Below are 15,704 nucleotides of genomic sequence, written 5' to 3' on the forward strand. Positions count from 1 at the left end.
CGACGTAGTACGGCGCAGGGTAAAAGCCATTGGCAGGGGGTAGCGCCTTGCCGAGCATAGACGCCCTCGCCGACAGACTGTCGGCCTACCTCGGCAAGGACCAGGTCAATCTGGTCCGCCGAGCGTATTTCTACGCCGAACAAGCCCACGATGGTCAGCGCCGTCGCAGCGGTGAGGCCTACGTCACCCATCCTCTTGCGGTGGCCAATATTCTTGCTGACATGCACATGGACCATCAGAGCCTGATGGCCGCGATGCTGCATGACGTCATCGAAGACACCGGTATTGCCAAGGAAGCGCTCAGCGCCCAATTTGGCGAGACCGTTGCGGAACTGGTCGACGGGGTCAGCAAACTGACCCAGATGAATTTCGAGACCAAGGCCGAAGCCCAGGCAGAAAACTTCCAGAAAATGGCCATGGCCATGGCGCGTGATATTCGCGTGATTCTGGTCAAGCTCGCCGACCGTCTGCATAACATGCGCACGCTGGAAGTCCTTTCCGGCGAAAAACGTCGCCGTATCGCTAAGGAAACCCTCGAAATCTATGCCCCCATCGCCAACAGGCTGGGCATGCACAACGTGCGTATCGAATTCGAGGACCTGGGTTTCAAGGCCATGTACCCGATGCGTTCCTCGCGAATCAACCAGGCGGTCAAGCGCGCCAGGGGTAATCGCAAGGAGCTGGTCAACAAGATTGAAGAGTCGCTGAGCCATTGCCTGGCAGTGGACGGTATTGAAGGCGATGTCAGCGGTCGCCAGAAACACCTCTACGGTATCTACAAGAAGATGCGCGGCAAGCGCCGCGCTTTCAACGAGATCATGGACGTTTATGCGTTCCGTATCATCGTCGACAAGGTCGATACCTGTTACCGCGTGCTGGGTGCTGTACATAATTTGTACAAGCCGCTGCCCGGCCGTTTCAAGGATTACATCGCGATCCCCAAGGCCAACGGCTATCAGTCGTTGCACACGACGCTGTTCGGCATGCATGGCGTGCCTATCGAAATCCAGATCCGCACTCGTGAAATGGAAGAGATGGCCAATAACGGGATCGCCGCGCACTGGCTGTACAAATCCAGTGACGACGAGCAGCCCAAAGGCACTCACGCCCGCGCCCGGCAGTGGGTCAAGGGTGTGCTTGAAATGCAGCAGCGTGCCGGCAACTCTTTGGAGTTCATTGAAAGCGTCAAGATCGACCTGTTTCCGGACGAGGTTTACGTTTTCACGCCGAAAGGCCGAATCATGGAGCTGCCAAAAGGCTCCACTGCGGTGGACTTCGCTTATGCGGTACATACCGATGTAGGCAACAGCTGCATTGCCTGCCGCATCAATCGCCGACTGGCGCCATTGTCCGAACCCCTGCAAAGCGGCTCGACCGTCGAGATTGTCAGCGCCCCCGGCGCACGTCCGAATCCGGCCTGGCTGAACTTTGTGGTCACCGGCAAGGCGCGCACTCATATCCGTCACGCGCTCAAGCTGCAACGTCGCTCCGAGTCGATCAACCTGGGTGAGCGGCTGTTGAACAAGGTGCTCAACGGTTTTGAATGCAGCCTGGAGAAGGTCACGCCGGAGCGTATTCAGCTGGTGCTGAGCGAGTATCGGGTCGAGGTGCTCGAGGATCTGCTCGAAGACATCGGTCTGGGCAATCGCATGGCCTACGTGGTCGCCCGCCGCTTGTTGGGCGAAGGCGATCAATTGCCAAGTCCTGAAGGTCCGCTGGCCATTCGCGGCACCGAAGGCCTGGTACTCAGCTACGCCAAGTGCTGTACGCCTATTCCCGGCGACCCGATTGTCGGCCACCTGTCTGCGGGCAAGGGCATGGTTGTGCACCTGGATAACTGCCGCAATATCAGCGAAATCCGTCATAACCCGGAAAAATGCATCCAGTTGTCCTGGGCCAAGGACGTCACCGGCGAATTCAACGTCGAATTGCGTGTCGAACTGGAGCATCAGCGCGGCCTGATTGCCCTGCTGGCCAGCAGCGTCAACGCCGCGGACGGCAACATCGAAAAAATCAGCATGGACGAACGCGATGGGCGCATCAGCGTGGTTCAGCTGGTAGTCAGCGTGCATGATCGCGTGCATCTGGCCCGAGTGATCAAGAAACTGCGCGCGTTGACCGGTGTCACACGCATCACCCGGATGCGCGCGTAGGCAATCCAATCATCAGGAGTTCTTCATGACCAAGACTGTCATCACCAGCGATAAAGCCCCGGCGGCCATCGGCCCGTATTCCCAGGCGATCAAGGCTGGCAACACCGTCTACATGTCCGGACAGATCCCGCTGGACCCAGGCACCATGGAGCTGGTCGAAGGTATCGAAGCCCAGATCACTCAGGTCTTCGAGAACCTCAAATCGGTTGCCGAAGCGGCAGGCGGCTCGTTCAAGGACATCGTCAAACTGAACATCTTTCTGACCGACCTGGGCCACTTTGCCAAGGTCAATGAAATCATGGGCACCTATTTCACCCAGCCTTACCCGGCGCGTGCAGCCATCGGCGTTGCGGCACTGCCGCGTGGCGCCCAGGTCGAAATGGACGCCATTCTCGTCATCGAATAAATTTCCCGACGGAGCGTCATTTGCGCTCCGTTCTCCCTGAAGGAAGGAATCCGTTATGCGCTCCGCGCTCGCCATCTCGCTGCTCGCCGTCATTCTGGGCGGCTGCGCCAGCCACGCCGACCGCAACCCGGACGGCACCTGGATCAATCAGACCGCCATCGATGCCGCCGTCAAACAAGGTAACCTGCGCCAGGCGCTGCTCGCCAACGGCCCTAACCTGGAATGGCAGATCAACTCCAAAACCAACCAGGCGATCTACTCCAACGGCTTTGAGCTGGGTGAAGGCAAGATTGTCAGCGCCGCCGAAGGCAAGCTCCACATCGATTTCTACGGCAACTTCTTTGAAGACCTGAGTGTGAAGGGCGACGAACTGGTTCAAGCCGCCAGCGAGTCAGGCTCTGAACAGCACTTCCAGAAGCCTGAAGCCCCGGCACCTGAAGGCGCACAGCCAGGTACCAGCTTTGAAAAAGCCCTGTACGGCGCTTACATGGGTGGCAAATGGACCATCGTAGAAGGCGATGGCCAAGGCAGCACCGTGCAGTTCATGCCTGATGGCAGCGTGCAGGGGCTTCCGGAAAACGACCGCTACGCTCTGTGCCTTGCTGGCGATTGTGCAGCCATGAGCGGCGAATACGACAGTATGTGGCTCGAAAAAGCCGAAAAAGGCAACCCTTGGATATTTGCCCGCAAAGGCAAGCAGCTGGAGATTTTCCAAGCGATGAACAACGCCGGAGCGGACCAGATGCCCGAGCTGCGCCCAGGCGCACGCCGCTGGTTGCTGGAGCAGCAATAAGCGATCGTTGATTCATGAGCGCCGACGTGGCGCTCATGAACAGCTTCCTATCCCAGTAATGCTGCGTAACCCGCCTTGTAATCCGGGTACATCGGTGCCCAGCCCAGCGTACGTGCCCTCGCATTGCTGCAACGCTTGCTGCCAACGCGCTGCACGCTGATATCGTCAGACCATTCGGTCACACCCAGATAATCGCGTATCCACGCCACCACCTCGGCCAGCGCGGCCGGATCATCGTCGACGCCCAGATAACAAGCCTCCAGTGCCACACCGCGTTTATCGGCTTGCAGCAGGTGTTCCAGCAGGCCTGCGGCATCGTCTGCGTGAATCCGGTTGGCGTATACCGGCGGATCAATCCTGACGCTGTGCCCTTGGCGCACGCGATTCGACAGGTCGTTGCGGCCCGGGCCATAGATGCCTGTCAGCCTTACCGCCGTGGCGGGCAAGCCGCTGTTCAGGGCAAGCTGCTCCGCTTCCAGCATCACGGTGCCGGTGTAGCCGCCAGGCTCGGTCACGGAGTCCTCGTCCACCCACTCACCATCCTGTTGGCCATACACACCGCTGCTCGAGACAAAGAGCAGCCGCTTTGGCTGCTGGCCGGTCTGCTCAAGCCAGTTCAGGACGTTGCGCAGGCCTTCGACATAGGCCATTCGGTAACCCGCCTCGTCGCGCTGTGAGGGCGTCGCGCAATACACCACGTAGTCCAGCGTTGTCGAAGGCCATTGCGCGGGTTTCACAGGCTGGAACAAGTCACCCTGCACGCCGATAACGCCAGCTGGCAGCTCTGACACGGTGCGTCGCAGCCCATGCACAGCCCAGCCGTGTGGCAGCAACCGCGTGGCGAGCCGAGAGCCGATATCGCCGCAGCCGGCAATCAGAAGTGAAGGAGCAGTCATTCGGATATCTCCACAGGAAGGTGGTGTCAGCACCTTTTAAAAGAGTCGTTGAGAGGCGTACGGTCAAGCCAATATGTAAAAAAGATACAGTATTACTTTTGTTAACAAGAACGATTTGCAATAATGGCAGCCCATTTGTTCCCGATGAACGTCGATTGCTTCACGCGACGCACTGGAACCATCCCCTATTTCTCTCTCAGGTCAGGCCAGCATGACACGCATTCAATCAATCGCTTCGCCAACCAAGCTGCCCCGCCTGCCTCGTGCATGGCGCGGTATCGCAGCCCTTGTCTTGAGTCTGATGCTCGCACCAATGGCGCTCGCTGATCAATCGGCACCGGCTTCTGCGCCATCCGCTGCGCCATCCGCTGCGCCAGCTGCCAGCGCACCAGCCGCCACCGACGCCGTCGCACCAGATGCTGCCGCACCTGCGCCAGCGCTGGAGCCAGTGGCCGAGGACAACAGCCTCGGCATGGCGCACGACCTGTCGCCGTGGGGCATGTATCAGAACGCCGATGTCGTGGTCAAAGCGGTCATGATCGGCCTGGCCATCGCCTCGATCATCACGTGGACCATCTGGATATCCAAGGGTTTCGAGCTGCTGGGCGCCAAGCGTCGGCTGCGCGGCGAGATTGCCAATCTGAAAAAGGCCCGCTCGCTGAACGAAGCCAGCGCCAGCGCCAGCAAGGAAGGCACCCTCGCCCATCTGCTGGTGCATGACGCCCTTGAAGAAATGCGCCTGTCGGCCAACAGCCGTGAGCGCGAAGGTATCAAGGAACGCGTCAGCTTCCGTCTCGAACGTCTGGTAGCCGCCTGTGGCCGGAACATGAGCATGGGCACCGGCGTGCTGGCGACTATCGGCTCGACAGCACCGTTTGTGGGCCTGTTCGGTACGGTATGGGGCATCATGAACAGCTTCATCGGCATCGCCAAGACCCAGACCACCAACCTCGCCGTGGTCGCCCCCGGCATTGCCGAAGCGCTGCTGGCGACGGCTTTGGGTCTGGTTGCAGCCATCCCTGCGGTAGTTATCTACAACGTGTTTGCTCGCTCCATCGCCGGTTACAAGGCACAGGTTTCCGACGCTTCTGCACACGTCCTGCTGCTGGTCAGCCGTGATCTGGATCATTTGCCAGAGCCGACCGAGCGCAATCAACAACAACCGCACATGGTCAAGGTGGGCTAACACGTGGGCCTGCATCTTAACGAAGGCGGCGACGATCTCGCCGAGAACCACGAAATCAACGTGACGCCGTTCATCGACGTCATGCTGGTGCTGTTGATCATCTTCATGGTGGCTGCTCCGCTGGCCACTGTGGATATCAAGGTCGACCTGCCAGCCTCTACGGCCAAGCCGCAGCCCAGGCCTGAAAAGCCTGTCTTCCTCAGCGTCAAGGCAGACAAGGGCCTGTACCTCGGTGAAGAGAAGGTCGCTCGCGAGCAGATCGGTCAGGTTCTGGATGCGCGGACCAAAGGCAAGAAGGACACTACGATCTTCTTCCAGGCCGATAAAGGCGTCGATTACGGCGACCTGATGGAAGTCATGAACACGCTTCGGAGTGCGGGTTACCTGAAGGTCGGACTGGTAGGTCTTGAGACGGCTGGTAAGAAATGATCAATACGCGCCAAAAACTGACGCGCTATAGCGGTAGTCTGTTGGTGGTGCTGGCCGTGCACGCTATCGCAATCATTGTTGCCGTTCGCTGGCCTGCTCCGCAGCCTGTCGAATTGCCACCGGCTGCCATGATGGTCGAACTTGCGCCAGTGCCCGAGCCCGCTCCGCCGCCACCGCCCAAGGTCGTTGAGCCACCGCAGCCACCCGTGCCCGAAGAGCAGGCGCCCATGCCGGAAGTCGTGGTGCCCAAGAAAGTAGAGAAGCCCAAGCCAAAACCGCAGCCGCCCAAACCGCAGAAAAAGCCTGAGCCGCCCAAGGAAGAGCCCGCTGCCGAAAAACCGGTCGACACGCCGCCAACGACCGCCAAACCGGAAAAATCAGCAGCTCCGACGCCGCCTGCTCCGCCTTCGCCACCCAGCAACGCGTTGCCGAACTGGCAGGGTGATTTGCTCGGTCATTTGAGCAAATACAAGAAGTACCCTGAGGATGCGCGTCGTCGCGGCATGCAGGGCGTTGCCCGTTTGCGTTTTGTTGTGGACGCTGATGGCAACGTGCTGTCCTACTCGATTGCCGCCAGTTCGGGCAGCTCTTCGCTGGACCGGGCGACCATGGAGATGATCCGTCGCGCGCAGCCGTTGCCCAAACCCCCCAAGGAAATCCTTAACAACGGCACCATTGAAATCCTCGCACCGTTCGTTTATTCGCTGGATAAGCGTTGAATCGTACTTTTGTTACGCATGAGTGCTTCTGATAACGTGCGTCTATCGATTGCACCCGCTATGCTGGGGCCGCAACTTCATGGACGCACGTTATGACTCTTACAGAATTGCGCTACATCGTCACGCTTGCTCAAGAGCAGCACTTTGGTCACGCAGCCGAACGCTGCCATGTCAGCCAGCCAACGCTGTCAGTGGGTGTGAAAAAACTCGAAGACGAACTCGGAGTGCTGATTTTCGAGCGCAGCAAGAGCGCTGTGCGTCTGACACCTGTAGGTGAAGGCATCGTTGCTCAGGCGCAAAAGGTGCTCGAGCAGGCGCAAGGCATTCGCGAACTGGCCCAGGCAGGCAAGAATCAGCTGACCGCACCGTTGAAAGTCGGCGCGATCTACACCGTCGGCCCTTACCTGTTCCCTCATCTGATTCCACAACTGCATCGGGTCGCCCCGCAGATGCCGTTGTACATCGAAGAGAACTTCACGCACGTGCTGCGTGACAAGCTGCGTAATGGTGAACTGGATGCCGTCATCATTGCCTTGCCGTTCAACGAAGCCGATGTGCTGACCCTGCCCCTCTACGACGAACCGTTTTCGGTACTGATGCCGGCTGATCATCCCTGGACCCAGAAAGAGTCCATCGATGCCTCTGCGCTCAACGACAAGAGCCTGTTGTTGCTGGGTGAAGGTCACTGTTTCCGTGATCAGGTACTTGAAGCCTGCCCTGCACTGGGCAAAGGCAATGAAGGTTCCAGGCACACCACAGTCGAGTCCAGCTCGCTGGAAACCATTCGCCACATGGTCGCTTCCGGACTGGGTATTTCAATCCTGCCGCTGTCGGCGGTCGATAGCCATCATTACGCCCCTGGCGTGATCGAAGTGCGTCCGCTTACACCGCCTGTGCCTTTCCGTACCGTCGCCATCGCTTGGCGTGCGAGCTTCCCGCGGCCGAAAGCCATCGAGATTCTTGCTGACTCTGCACGCTTGTGCTCAGTGGCGCGCCCGAAACAAGTCGCGAGCTAGGCAGAAAAGAAATGAGCGAGCTTTCCCGGGTTTCGGTCACGGCGCTCAAGGGCGTCGGTGACGCGATGGCAGAAAAGCTGGCCAAGGTCGGTCTGGAAAACCTGCAGGACGTGCTGTTTCATTTGCCGTTGCGTTATCAGGACCGGACCCGCATCGTGCCGATCGGTGCGTTGCGTCCTGGTCAGGATGCCGTTATCGAAGGCGTCGTCAGCGGCGCCGACGTGGTGATGGGCAAGCGTCGCAGCCTGCTGGTAAGGCTCGGTGACGGAACAGGCGTTGTCAGCCTGCGTTTCTATCACTTCAGCAATGCCCAGAAAGAAAGCATGAAGCGCGGCACGCACTTGCGTTGTTTCGGTGAAGCACGGCCTGGTGCTTCCGGGCTGGAAATCTATCACCCGGAATACCGTGCGATCACCGGCGATGAACCTGCGCCCGTCGAACAGACACTCACGCCGATCTATCCCACTACCGAAGGTCTTACTCAGCAGCGTCTGCGTCAGCTGTGTCAGCAAAGTCTGGCGATGCTTGGCCCCAAAAGCCTGCCGGACTGGCTGCCGGAAGAACTGGCCCGGGATTATCAACTGGCGCCGCTGGATGACGCGATCCGCTATCTGCATCATCCGCCTGCCGATGCTGATGTCGATGAATTAGCCCTCGGGCATCATTGGGCGCAGCATCGCCTTGCCTTTGAAGAGCTGCTGACCCACCAGCTTTCCCAACAGCGCCTGCGTGAAAGTCTGCGCTCGCAGCGTGCGCCAGCGTTGCAGCTCGCGAAAAAACTGCCGAAACAATTTCTCGCCAATTTGGGTTTTACACCCACCGGTGCCCAGCAACGCGTCGGCAAGGAAGTGGCTTACGACCTCAGTCAGCCAGAGCCGATGCTGCGCCTGATTCAGGGCGACGTGGGCTCGGGCAAGACAGTTGTCGCTGCGCTGGCTGCCCTGCAGGCGCTGGAAGCGGGTTATCAAGTGGCGCTTATGGCACCCACGGAAATTCTCGCCGAGCAGCATTACATCAACTTCCAGCGCTGGCTCGAGCCGCTGGGCGTGGGTGTAGCGTGGCTGGCAGGCAAGCTGAAAGGCAAGGCGCGTGTCACCTCCCTGGAACAGATCGCCAGTGGTACACCGATGGTGGTGGGCACTCATGCGCTGTTTCAGGACGAAGTGCAGTTCAAGAACCTGGCACTGGTGATCATCGATGAGCAGCACCGCTTCGGCGTTCAGCAACGCCTTGCGCTGCGCAAAAAAGGCGTTGGGGGGCTGATGTGTCCGCATCAGTTGATCATGACCGCCACACCGATCCCGCGCACGCTTGCCATGAGCGCCTACGCTGATCTGGACACCTCGATTCTTGATGAGCTGCCGCCTGGCCGCACCCCCGTCAATACCGTGCTGGTTGCCGACAGTCGCCGCCTGGAAGTCGTCGAGCGTGTGCGCGCCGCGTGTGCCGAGGGCCGGCAGGCGTACTGGGTCTGTACCCTGATCGAAGAATCAGAAGAGCTGACCTGCAAAGCCGCTGAAACCACATACGAAGAGCTCAGCAGCGCGCTGGGCGAGGTACGCGTCGGGCTGATCCACGGGCGCATGAAGCCCGTAGAAAAAGCCGCGATCATGGCCGAGTTCAAACAGGGCGCTCTGCAGTTGCTGGTGGCCACCACGGTTATCGAAGTCGGTGTCGATGTGCCGAATTCCAGCCTGATGATCATCGAAAACCCCGAGCGCCTCGGTCTCGCTCAATTGCACCAGTTGCGCGGGCGCGTCGGGCGCGGCAGTGCTGTCAGTCACTGTGTGCTGCTCTATCACCCACCGCTTTCGCAAATCGGTCGTCAGCGGCTGGGGATCATGCGCGAAACCAACGATGGCTTCGTTATCGCTGAAAAAGACCTTGAACTGCGTGGCCCCGGTGAAATGCTCGGAACACGACAAACGGGCCTGCTGCAATTCAAGGTCGCCGACCTGATGCGCGATGCCGATCTGCTCCCGGCTGTCCGCGACGCAGCCCAGGCCCTGCTTGAGCGCTGGCCGCAACATGTGAGCCCGTTGCTGGACAGATGGTTGCGTCATGGCCAGCAGTATGGCCAGGTGTGATGCAGGCTACGCTTTGGACACCACGTGCAACCGAAACGGAATAACGTGGTTATACTTCAAAAAATGTAGGAATTTGGACAAAGCTCATGACAGAAGTTGCCCACGTCAATGATTCGCACCATGCACCGTCGGTCATCCGGCAGTTGCTTGAAAAATTGGCCATCAGCTACAACGAAGTCGTGGACGACAAAAGTCTGCCTCCGGCACGCAAGGTTCAGGCCGTGCTGGTCGAGGACGCTGTCGGCGCGTTGCTTATCCTGTTCCCGCAAAGCCAATTGCTTGACCTGAGCCGGATCACCGAGCTGACCGGCCGACAACTGACCGCCGTTTCTCACGAGCGGCTGGCGCGCATGCTTACCAAGCACAACCTGCAGGTATTGCCGGGTCTCCCTGCGTTGACCAGCTCACCATGCCTTTACGATGATCGTCTGCTGCAAGAGCCGACACTGCTTGTAGGGTCGGGCGAACCGGGTCTGTTGCTGGAAATCAGCAGTGACGATTTCAAGGGCATGCTGAGCAAAGCCAGCGCGGCTCACTTCGGCCAGTCCGTGATGTCGATTCATCCGAACCTTGATCGTCCTGACGATGATCCCGCAGAAATCACCCAGGCCATGCGTGCGTTTACAGCGCGCCGCATTCAGCAGCGTCTGGAAGCGACCCTGGAGATTCCGCCGCTGGCCGGAACCGCACAGAAGATCATCAAGCTGCGGGTCGATCCCGATGCAACCATCGACGACATCACTGGCGTAGTCGAAACCGATCCGGCGCTGGCTGCACAGGTTGTCAGTTGGGCGGCATCGCCATACTACGCATCGACCGGCAAGATTCGTTCGGTCGAAGATGCGATCGTCCGCGTGCTGGGTTTTGATCTGGTGATCAATCTTGCACTTGGTCTGGCTTTGGGCAAGACCCTCAGCCTGCCCAAGGATCAGCCACAACAGACCACGCCTTACTGGCAGCAATCGATCTACACCGCAGCGGTCATCGAAGGCCTGACCCGCGCGATCCCGCGCGCCAAGCGCCCGGAAGCCGGCCTGAGCTACCTCGCAGGCTTGCTGCACAACTTCGGTTATTTATTGCTGGCTCACGTATTCCCGCCGCACTTCACGCTGATCTGTCGCCAGCTCGAAGTCAATCCGCACCTGCACCACAGCTACATCGAGCATCACTTGCTGGGTATCAGCCGTGAGCAGATCGGTGCCTGGCTGATGCGTTACTGGGACATGCCGGACGAACTCTCTACCGCGTTGCGCTTTCAACACGACCCCCACTATGCCGGCGAGCATTACGCTTATGCCAATCTGGTCTATCTGGCGGTCCGCCTGTTGCGGGCGAATGGCGTAGGCGCCGGCCCGGAACAAGAGATCCCTGACGAACTGTTCGACCGACTCGGCCTGAGCCGTGAAAAGGCCAACGAGTCTGTAAGAAAAGTGCTGGAAGCAGAAGTATTGCTGCGCGAACTGGCGTCACAGTTCAGTAAGTAGCCTGTGGGTTGGCAGGCAGTGCCTGCGTTGTACACAACGCTGACTGCCTGGGAGGCCCATGAAACGGGGCTTCTGCCTGGTGGCCTCGGTTGTGTCTGATGTTCGGTATGCACCGATTTTGCTGCCGGTTCCCGGCAGTTCGTGGACAAGTCCACTCCTGCATCACGCCAGATGCCACGGCAATCTGTCTCTGTTCAACAATAAATTTCCACAACCGTCGATTGAAAGCTTTGTGAAAGCTTGGGCAATTAGCATCGCTTCACTTCCGGCAAAAAGACCGGTTAGCCAGGAACGGACTCCAAGGTGTTTCAGGCCCAATTAACAACAATAATGGTGATTCCGATGCTTGCTGACTTCTCTGTGTACACCCTTCTTGCGCCCCCACTCCACGTACCGATCTGCTGAGCTGACTGGTTCAATTCACGTTCTGTAGCCGTTTGACGTCTGGAGTATTCCCATGCTGACTTTCCTTGGCTTTGCCATGGTTATTGCGTTCATGTACCTGATCATGAGCAAGCGCCTGACTGCGCTCATCGCTCTGATTCTGGTTCCGATCATCTTTGCCCTGTTCGGCGGTTTTGCGTCGCAGATCGGCCCGATGATGCTCGCCGGTATTACCAAGCTCGCGCCGACTGGCGTGATGCTGATGTTCGCCATTCTGTACTTTGCGCTGATGATCGACTCCGGCCTGTTCGACCCGGCCGTGCGCAAGATCCTGAAAATGGTCAAAGGCGACCCGATGCGCATCTCGATCGGCACCGCGGTGCTGGCGCTGGTGGTGTCCCTCGACGGTGATGGCGCGACCACTTACATGATCTGCGTTGCTGCCATGCTGCCGCTGTACAGCCGCGTCGGTATGAGCCCGCGCATCATGGCCGGCCTGATCATTCTGGCAGGCGGCGTGATGAACATGACGCCGTGGGGCGGCCCGACCGCTCGTGCGGCCAGTGCGCTGCACGTCGATGCATCCGATATCTTCGTACCGATGATCCCTGCCATGCTGGCCGGTGTGGTTGCGATCTTGGCGATTGCCTACTTCTACGGCAAACGCGAGCGCGCCCGTCTTGGCGAACTGCACCTCAAAGGTGATGAAGTCGACCACAGTGAAATCAGCGTCTCGCAGTTTCCGGATGCACGTCGTCCAAAACTGATCTGGTTCAACGGCGCGCTGACCCTGGCGCTGATGGTTGCCCTGATCATGGGCCTGCTGCCGCTGCCGGTACTGTTCATGATCGCCTTCAGTATCGCGATGATCATCAACTACCCGAACCTGCAGGACCAAAAGGATCGCGTATCGGCCCACGCCGGTAGCGTATTGGCAGTAGTAGGCCTGATCTTTGCCGCCGGCATTTTCACCGGCATCCTGTCTGGCACTGGCATGGTCGACGCGATGTCGAAAAGCCTGCTGGCAGTTATCCCGGACGCACTGGGCCCTTACCTCGCTGTCATCACTGCGCTGGTGAGCATGCCGTTTACCTTCTTCATGTCCAACGACGCGTTCTACTACGGGGTGCTGCCAGTGCTGTCTGAAGCCGCCGCTCATTACGGCATCAGCCCTGTGGAAATGGCCCGCGCTTCAATTGTCGGTCAACCGGTTCACCTGCTCAGCCCGCTGGTGCCGTCGACCTACCTGCTGGTTGCTCTGGCCGGTATCGAGTTCGGTGACCATCAGCGCTTCACCCTGAAATGGGCGATTCTGGTGTGCATGTGCATTCTGGTTGCCGCACTGCTGATGGGCATCTTCCCGCTCTACAGCAGCATGTAAGCCTCGCTGCGCTACCAGAGACTCGCCGTCGACTTGACCGTTGACGGCGAGTTTTTGCGTTTGGGGTATTTATGCACGGAACGCAGCAGGGCGCTTCAAGGCGCGTTTTCTATCGCCGAGGGGCAGGTCACACATAATTGATGCCCTTGGCGTTCTCGTCGGTAGCGCTGATCTTCTTGTCGAAGGAGTCCTCACGACCAGACTGGATGGCATCAAGCACGTCCATATGCTGTTTGTGCATCGCCTCCCGGGTTTGCAAATCTGATTTGGCTTTGAGAAGCGCTTCAGCGTGATGCATTTCATTCTGATGCTCTCCCATGCTGTTCATACCTTCAGCAGGGCGCGGGTCTGCATCTTGTTGCCTGTCGAGATCAGAATGAGTTGTCTGAGGATCGTCACAATCTTTAGTCGCTACGGGCTTTGATTGCTTTGCATTGATCCTTGCCCCGTTCCTCTCGTCTTGGCCAGAACTTCTCGCAACAGACTTATCCACACGCGCACTGTGGCGCTGTGCCTGATTTAACGCAGTGCCCAACGAACTCAACGTCGCGCCTGCGGGTGGCATGCGCGGTAATGATGACGAAGCAGAACTGGCTTGCGCGTCTGGCAGAGATGCAGGCGAGGGTGGAGCCATTTCGTCGGGTGACGGCTGCCAAGGATTGAGCTTGCCTGCGCTGTCCTGCATAGACACTTCGACCAGGTTTAAGTCCTGATTGTGGTCGGGCTCGAACCTCAAAACAGGACGATATGTCGAGTTGCGCACTGCAATGGCAGGAACACCGAACATGTTGTCACCCAGCGAGGCCAACTCGAACAGTTTCCCTTTTTCGATACTGGTGCTGATGTGGTTACCGATGACGCTACGGTTCCTGTTCAACCACCTCGTCGAACCCGCATTGATCATGCGCGAGGAGTCGGGAATGGAAATTTTTTCTGTGCCTTGAGCGGTCGGACTTTTGCCGGCGGTTGATGTGAGTGACGTTATATTCATTGAGCAAACTCCTTTTACTGCCGCTGAGTGGCGCTTCGCTGTAATGAGTTCCTTGCTGTGGGGCATCCGTTGCCATGGCTATGGCGCTCGGCGGCGAGTTTCGCGTTCAGGGTATTCAATTATTCGAAGGCCGATATTGCAACGCTTCAGCCAGATGGCTGCGATTGATCGCATCCACCTGCTCCAGATCAGCCAGGGTGCGCGCTACCTTCAGCAGCCTGTGGGCCGAGCGCAGTGACAAGGTCAGGCGCTCACAGGCTGTTTCCAGCCAGCGTTCGTCAGTGCTCGACAACGCGCAATATTTGCGCAGCCCCGGCAGATCAAGAAAGGCATTGGCGCAGCCCTGACGACGCTGTTGGCGTTCGCGTGCCTGAGCAACTACCGCTGCGGCGCTGGCAGTGTTTTCGCTGGTGGTCTGGTCGGGATTGAGCGCCGTAGCCTCACGTGCGACGGTCAGGTGCAGGTCGATCCGGTCCAGCAGCGGACCAGACAGCTTGTTGCGATAACGCTGCACCTGCTCGGTAGAACAGCGGCAGCGTCCGGTCGGCTCGCCGAGATAGCCACAGGGGCACGGGTTCATCGCAGCCACCAGCTGAAACCGCGCCGGAAAGCGCACGCGGTCCCGTGCCCTGGAGATCACGATATGCCCGGACTCCAGCGGTTCGCGTAAAACCCCACTCGACGATCAAACTCCGGCAGTTCATCAAGAAACAGAACACCATGATGGGCGAGGGTGATTTCGCCAGGTTGCGGACGACTGCCACCGCCCACCAGCGCCGGCCCGGATGCCGAGTGATGCGGCTGCCGAAACGGTCGCTGCGGCCAACTGGTCAACGGCACTTGGCTGGCGACCGACTGAATCGCCGCCACCTCCAGCGCTTCGTGCTCATCCAGCGGCGGCAGCAAGCCCGGCAGGCGACTGGCAAGCAGTGTTTTACCCGTGCCAGGCGGCCCGCTGAACAACAGGTTATGCGCCCCGGCAGCGGCAATCACCAACGCACGCTTGGCAGCTGTCTGACCCTGTACTTCGCTTAAATCGGGATACGGCTTGGGCTGATGCAGCAAGCCGCTGGACTGATACGGCGCAATTACCGCGCGGCCGTTGAAATGCGCGACCAGCTCCAGCAAGTGATTGACGGCAATCACCCGCAACCCGGAAGCCAGACAGGCTTCCTCGGCGTTCACCGCCGGGATGATCAGCGTCCGCTCTGCCGCGCGTGCAGCCAGCGCAGCAGGCAACACCCCCTGAATCGGCCGAATCGCCCCCGATAGCGCCAGCTCGCCCAGGCATTCAACATCCTGCAACGCAACCAGAGGCACTTGCCCGCTGGCGGCCAGCAAACCCAGGGCAATCGCGAGGTCAAAGCGACCGCCATCCTTGGGCAGGTCAGCCGGGGCCAGATTAAGCGTGATACGCCGCGCCGGGAAATCCAGCCCGGAATTCAGAATGGCGCTGCGCACCCGGTCTTTACTCTCCTTGACCGCACCTTCCGGCAGCCCCACCAGCGTCAGGGCTGGCAGGCCGTTTGCCAAATGCGCTTCAACAGTAACCGCCGGGGCTTCCACCCCGACCTGGGCACGACTATGGACGATGGCCAGCGACATAGATCATTCCTTGATATGAGCGATGGGCGGGTATCGTGCTTTATTTGGCGGGTGAGGGTAGGCGAGGAATGGATACAGAGTGTGAGTGGAGGAGGGATTGAAAGGTCCGTGCCCGGATGCGAGTCCAATCGGAATGCTCATTTACAACACGTAGACTCCGGTTGAACCGCGGTG

At 59.1% G+C, this 15,704-nt stretch carries 12 protein-coding genes and 1 pseudogene; 10 read left to right on the forward strand and 3 right to left on the reverse strand.

The features are described from left to right. Positions 1-47: 47 nt before the first annotated feature. From spoT to I9H09_RS00205, 3 genes are read left to right on the forward strand one after another with little or no spacing between them, the layout of a single operon-like run. Positions 48-2,153, forward strand: coding sequence for a bifunctional GTP diphosphokinase/guanosine-3',5'-bis pyrophosphate 3'-pyrophosphohydrolase (gene spoT, locus I9H09_RS00195; protein WP_005887717.1), 2,106 nt, complete (start codon positions 48-50; stop codon positions 2,151-2,153). Between the two features lie 25 nt (positions 2,154-2,178). Then, a complete protein-coding gene (locus tag I9H09_RS00200) occupies positions 2,179-2,559 on the forward strand; it encodes a RidA family protein (RefSeq protein WP_024668924.1) in 381 nt (126 codons plus the stop codon). A 55-nt stretch (positions 2,560-2,614) separates the two neighbouring features. Then, positions 2,615-3,352 (forward strand): hypothetical protein, encoded by a 738-nt coding sequence (locus I9H09_RS00205; protein WP_005887719.1) that lies wholly within the window; start codon positions 2,615-2,617, stop codon positions 3,350-3,352. Positions 3,353-3,399: 47 nt separating this feature from the next. Here I9H09_RS00205 and I9H09_RS00210 read toward each other — a convergent pair whose 3' ends face one another. Continuing rightward, the gene (locus I9H09_RS00210) at positions 3,400-4,248 is read right to left on the reverse strand and encodes an SDR family oxidoreductase (protein ID WP_122324864.1); all 849 of its coding nucleotides are present in this window, start codon (positions 4,246-4,248) and stop codon (positions 3,400-3,402) included. Between the two features lie 211 nt (positions 4,249-4,459). Between I9H09_RS00210 and exbB the strand changes: the two genes are divergently transcribed. The 7 genes from exbB (at position 4,460) to I9H09_RS00245 (ending at position 12,934) form a co-directional block, all read left to right on the forward strand. Then, the gene (gene exbB, locus I9H09_RS00215; RefSeq protein WP_236502349.1) at positions 4,460-5,434 is read left to right on the forward strand and encodes a tonB-system energizer ExbB; all 975 of its coding nucleotides are present in this window, start codon (positions 4,460-4,462) and stop codon (positions 5,432-5,434) included. Positions 5,435-5,437: 3 nt separating this feature from the next. After that, complete coding sequence (exbD, locus tag I9H09_RS00220) at positions 5,438-5,863, forward strand: TonB system transport protein ExbD (protein ID WP_005887725.1); 426 nt, start codon at positions 5,438-5,440, stop codon at positions 5,861-5,863. Further along, positions 5,860-6,582, forward strand: a complete 723-nt coding sequence (locus I9H09_RS00225) for an energy transducer TonB (RefSeq protein ID WP_122346909.1) — start codon at positions 5,860-5,862, stop codon at positions 6,580-6,582. Before exbD ends, I9H09_RS00225 begins: the two co-directional genes overlap by 4 nt. A gap of 92 nt (positions 6,583-6,674) precedes the next feature. Continuing rightward, positions 6,675-7,598, forward strand: a complete 924-nt coding sequence (locus I9H09_RS00230) for a hydrogen peroxide-inducible genes activator (protein WP_005887731.1) — start codon at positions 6,675-6,677, stop codon at positions 7,596-7,598. An 11-nt stretch (positions 7,599-7,609) separates the two neighbouring features. Then, positions 7,610-9,685 (forward strand): ATP-dependent DNA helicase RecG, encoded by a 2,076-nt coding sequence (recG, locus tag I9H09_RS00235; RefSeq protein WP_122311220.1) that lies wholly within the window; start codon positions 7,610-7,612, stop codon positions 9,683-9,685. 86 nt (positions 9,686-9,771) lie between these two features. Continuing rightward, positions 9,772-11,169: an aminoacyl-tRNA deacylase and HDOD domain-containing protein gene (locus tag I9H09_RS00240; RefSeq protein WP_054989908.1), complete on the forward strand. Its 1,398-nt coding sequence runs from the start codon at positions 9,772-9,774 to the stop codon at positions 11,167-11,169. Positions 11,170-11,626: 457 nt separating this feature from the next. Then, positions 11,627-12,934, forward strand: a complete 1,308-nt coding sequence (locus I9H09_RS00245) for a CitMHS family transporter (protein ID WP_005887737.1) — start codon at positions 11,627-11,629, stop codon at positions 12,932-12,934. A 127-nt stretch (positions 12,935-13,061) separates the two neighbouring features. Here the strand turns inward: I9H09_RS00245 and I9H09_RS26860 are convergent, their stop codons facing one another. Both I9H09_RS26860 and I9H09_RS00255 read right to left on the reverse strand, forming a co-directional pair. Then, positions 13,062-13,925: a type III secretion system major pilin HrpA gene (locus tag I9H09_RS26860; RefSeq protein ID WP_122346908.1), complete on the reverse strand. Its 864-nt coding sequence runs from the start codon at positions 13,923-13,925 to the stop codon at positions 13,062-13,064. Between the two features lie 115 nt (positions 13,926-14,040). After that, positions 14,041-15,530, reverse strand: a pseudogene (locus I9H09_RS00255) (YifB family Mg chelatase-like AAA ATPase). Between the last annotated feature and the right edge of the window lie 174 nt (positions 15,531-15,704).

This window comes from Pseudomonas tremae (assembly GCF_023278125.1).
GTDB lineage: Bacteria > Pseudomonadota > Gammaproteobacteria > Pseudomonadales > Pseudomonadaceae > Aquipseudomonas > Aquipseudomonas tremae.